This is a genomic window from uncultured Tateyamaria sp. (assembly GCF_947494755.1).
GTDB lineage: Bacteria > Pseudomonadota > Alphaproteobacteria > Rhodobacterales > Rhodobacteraceae > Tateyamaria.
Window position 1 is genome coordinate 1 of the sequence record NZ_CANLVZ010000035.1, and the last position, 4,091, is coordinate 4,091.

The following is a 4,091-nucleotide window of genomic DNA, read 5'->3' on the forward strand; positions in this document are numbered from 1 at the left end:
CTTCATCGTCTGTCTCCTCAGTTGGAGAACAGGCTAACTCTAAATGCCGGACTTTTCAGGGGAGCAGGTCACCACTTCAGTTCACTCGGAAAATCACGTGAGAATTTGCAACCCTTTCCAAGGATTATGCAATATTCGCGCGGAAATTGTCGCTAAGCATGAGTGCAGTCCAACACTCACGGATTGGATTGTTGGGGGGGCGAACTCAACTGACCTCTAGGCTGTCCCCCCAACACTAACCGTCCAAGAGCAGGTGGATTTTCACAGCGGGTCATCAGAAGGATTTGGACAAGCGCATTCTCGAAAGTGCAGAGCGTTTCCGCTTTTGACTGCACTGTTGATCGGACCCTTACTCTAGGATTTTGGACTCAGCCCGGGTTATGCGCGCCAATGAATATCGACATGCCCCGCTGTTTCGCTCCGTTCACCGATAACTTGCTTAGCCGCAGCGAAATACTGCGGAGATGCTGGTCCGGGCGTGGCAAGCGGCCGGAATGTGAACGGGCAAATTTCAAACCTTTAGTGCGCAAAGACCAAACCGATCAATGCAATAAAGGCACGACAGATGGGAATGATGCGCACAGGTACAGCAGAGAAACGCTACAGAACGAGCGGTTCTGATAATCTCGAAGATGGACTCGCTCACGAAGTCCCCGTTGTTGCGGACACCGTGATTACCAACGGCGAGGTGGTCATGATGACGCTGCCGCCTGGTGAGGTAGATGTAGATATTTCCCTTGGCAAGAACGTCATAGACGTCAACCTCGGACGGGTGGCGACCAACATGGCTGTCAATTCGGATAAGAGGCTTGACGTGATCGCTCCTCCAAATTCATTCGCGTTCTATCGCAACACAAGCCAACTGAAACTGAGGACGACGAATTTTGAACCCGTGCTGCTGCTTGAGCTTTCCGACGAGGCTTTGGCTGACTGGATGGACGACTGGCAGCATCAGTTGGACCTGTCGGGTAGAAAAGAGTTTTATCAACGCGATGATCAGATGGCGAGCTTGGCGCGGATTGCGCTCTCCACTATGGAGGCTGGTGCCTTTGGCAATTTGACGGCAGACGCATTGATGGCCGAGGCTTTGGTGACCGGAATGGTTGCCCGCATGTTATCGTCCTTCTCTGGACGGCACGCTGCTGAGGCGGCGGACGGAGCAGGGCGGACCAACCGACGACATCGTGCGCGCATCGCCAATGCTATCGACTATGCCATGGATCACTTCCGCGACCCTGACTTGAAGATCGGTGACATGGCCGCAATTGCAAACCTGTCGCCTCCGCATTTTAACGAAGTCTTCAAGCAGGAAAAAAGAATTACACCATACGGCTTCATCCTCAAAAAGCGATTGGACGAGGCCCATCGTTTGCTCGCAGCTACTGATCTATCTATCGCTGATATCGCATTCGCTTGCGGGTTCTCAAGCCAGGCGCATATGAGCACACAGTTCAAAAAAACGTTTCGCATTACACCTTCCAAACTTCGAAACAGTTAACAAAGATTAAAGCGATGTGGCCTGCTGCCGGTTTCGTGGACACCGAGATAAGGTGTTTATGAAACTGGAGACCCAAGAGTGCATCCGATGACATAAGCGAGGCGATGATCGCCGAGCGTGTGGGCACAAAGATCGCGCGCGGCGCGCCCGGTTTGTGGGACTATGCGCGCCAGCGGATCGCTGCATTTTTTGCCGCGCAGCCCTCGCAATAAACTTCGCGCAAAAATGTAAAATATCCTGAAAGCGTGCAATACCGCCCCAAAACCGTGCTATATGCAACCATGGCCGGGGGTTTGTCCGGGGCCGAAGGGATGAAGGACACCAAGATGACATCACTGATCAAACGTCATGAACTGGTGCACTGGATGGAAAGCGATGGACACGCCCGGGTCACGGAGCGGCCTCGACTGAACTGGTCGCGGCTCAACACAATGGTGTGTGATCAAGGGTCCGGGAGCATCCACGGTATCTTGGATGGATTTCATTTGTTTGAGACGGTGCTGGGTGGTCGACACGAACAGGAAGTAGACACAAATTTAGAGCCGGGCGCGCCGCGCGGTCTGCACATTGGCGCGGGCAGTGTCCAATATCAAAGCCCGGAGGTGGATGTCGTGATCCACATGGAAGGGCAACAGACCTTTCAACAAACCATGATCGACGACAGCTTCTTTCGCGATGCGTGGGGGGCGATACATCGCGGCGATCCGGACAATTTCGAGACGTGGAGCTTTTACGGCGTCCACGACGATGCCATGCGCCGCTGCGCGATGGCCCTGCTGGATGAGGCGCGGATGCCCTCGGCGGGCAGTGAACTTTACGCCGAAACGCTGGCCCAACAGATTGCCCTGCTTGTTCTGCGCCGTCAGAACACGCGCGCGCAAAAGGCCGTCTCTCACCTTGAACTTTCCGACAGCGAATTGAACCGCGTCGTCGAACACATGACCGAAACACTCGAAAACCCCGGCGGGCTCGACACATTGGCCAGCCTCGTCGATATGGACGTCTTTGCCTTCACCCGCGCCTTCAAGGCGACGACCGGGGTGCCGCCCCACAGCTACCTGATCGAGTTGCGCCTGATCGAACTCAAAGAGCAACTGATCAACTCCGATCAGTCATTGGCCGACCTGGCCTATGCGACCGGTTTCTCAAGCCAGTCGCACATGACCACGCTGTTTGGCAAACGGGTGGGTATGAGCCCGGGCAAATACCGCAAACAGGCGCGTCAGTAACTGCGCCGCCGCTGCGATGGCAGATTAAGTCGGACAGACAGCCACTTAAATCATCAGCCATTGTTTGGTTCGTCCATAAGTAAGATATCAATGATCAGCCCATCGCGCCTCCCGCAGGTTCAGGCCTCATAGCCAATGAATGGCGAGTGCCGTAAGGGCGATGGCTGAGAGGAAGACCTTCGGGCGTTGGTCGCAGCGGGTTGCCACGCGCCCCCAATCCTTCAATCTGCCAAACATAATCTCGCATCACTGCCCGGCAGTGCATTGCAAAGCAATGTCACGAGAGGGGCGGTTGCGCCGTTTATTGCGACGCTTGTCGTACTTCACCGGGTTTTTCCGCTGTTTCTGGCCAGGGATACAGGCGCGTATCGCCTTGTCTCTCAACGCTTTTCTAAACCAATCCGCGTCATAGCCGCAATCCCCGAGCAGCCAGTCCACATCCGGCAGGTTGCTCAACAATGCCCGTGCGCCGATGTCATCGGTATCTCGAACCTGTTCGATCTCTAGGCCACGATCCACTGGTTCCGGGGGCAGCAAGATACTAAGGATAGGAACACAACCGGATCAATCGAAAGCTAGCACATGTTTATCGGCCACTATGGTATCGCTTTTGGCGCCAAGGCTTTGTTCCCAGAGGCACCGCTACCCGCTCTGATGCTTTCCACCCAACTGATTGATGTTGTGTGGTCAGCTCTTGTACTGGCGAAGGTCGAAAGGGTTGAGATTGATCCGACCGCCACACCCACGGTCCCTTTGCGGCTCAGCTATATGCCCTATTCGCACAGCCTGCCCAGTTCGATTGGCCTGAGCATCGTAATGGGGCTGCTGGCCGGGGTGGCCTACCCGGACCTGTCGACCGGGGCGCTTTGGGTGATTGCGCTCGTCTGCTTCTCACACTGGCTCCTTGACTTGATCGTGCATGACCACGACATGCCACTCGTTGGAAATCGCTACCACGTTGGCTTTGGCCTCTGGCACTATCGCGTCGGTGCTATCACACTCGAAATGGGTGTCATTGTCGCCGGGGTCGCGGCCTTGGCCATGTTTGGTACGGCGGTGGTCTGGAAGGTGCTCTCTGTCGCGGCGCTGATGCTGGTGATACAGAGCGTCTCTTTTTTCACGGCCCCGCCAAGCACTCCAGCAAAGCTCGCAACATCGATGTTGTTCGTCTTTGGTCTGATGATGATGGCTGGTTGGTGGATCGACGTTTGAAACGTTGTTCACCCGGCCGTCGACCATGAAATTAGGGCCAGCCCCCATTGGTTTCCGCGTGGTGGCGTGGTTCGTGGTTCGGAAGACCGGGCGGTGACCATGTCTGATCTTTTCTGATTGAGCGACGCGCAGATGGCCGGTCTGGCCCCCTT

Annotated in this window: 3 protein-coding genes and 1 pseudogene; 3 read left to right on the forward strand and 1 reads right to left on the reverse strand. The window is 55.5% G+C overall.

Translation table 11 applies throughout. The annotated features are described in order from the left end of the window. Positions 1–565 precede the first annotated feature (565 nt). The gene (locus Q0908_RS20175) at positions 566–1,498 is read left to right on the forward strand and encodes an AraC family transcriptional regulator (protein ID WP_299289079.1); all 933 of its coding nucleotides are present in this window, start codon (positions 566–568) and stop codon (positions 1,496–1,498) included. 326 nt (positions 1,499–1,824) lie between these two features. After that, positions 1,825–2,727 (forward strand): AraC family transcriptional regulator, encoded by a 903-nt coding sequence (locus Q0908_RS20180; protein WP_299289083.1) that lies wholly within the window; start codon positions 1,825–1,827, stop codon positions 2,725–2,727. A gap of 126 nt (positions 2,728–2,853) precedes the next feature. Here Q0908_RS20180 and Q0908_RS20185 read toward each other — a convergent pair. Then, positions 2,854–3,222, reverse strand: a pseudogene (locus Q0908_RS20185) (transposase); the annotation flags it as partial. Between the two features lie 87 nt (positions 3,223–3,309). Between Q0908_RS20185 and Q0908_RS20190 the strand changes: the two are divergent. After that, complete coding sequence (locus tag Q0908_RS20190; RefSeq protein ID WP_299289084.1) at positions 3,310–3,939, forward strand: hypothetical protein; 630 nt, start codon at positions 3,310–3,312, stop codon at positions 3,937–3,939. The last annotated feature ends 152 nt before the right edge of the window (positions 3,940–4,091 follow it).

Coding starts and splice junctions, on each gene's coding strand:
- Q0908_RS20175 (WP_299289079.1), top strand. CDS start 566: ATGGGAATGATGCGCACAGGTACAGCAGAGAAACGCTACAGAACGAGC.
- Q0908_RS20180 (WP_299289083.1), top strand. CDS start 1,825: ATGACATCACTGATCAAACGTCATGAACTGGTGCACTGGATGGAAAGC.
- Q0908_RS20190 (WP_299289084.1), top strand. CDS start 3,310: ATGTTTATCGGCCACTATGGTATCGCTTTTGGCGCCAAGGCTTTGTTC.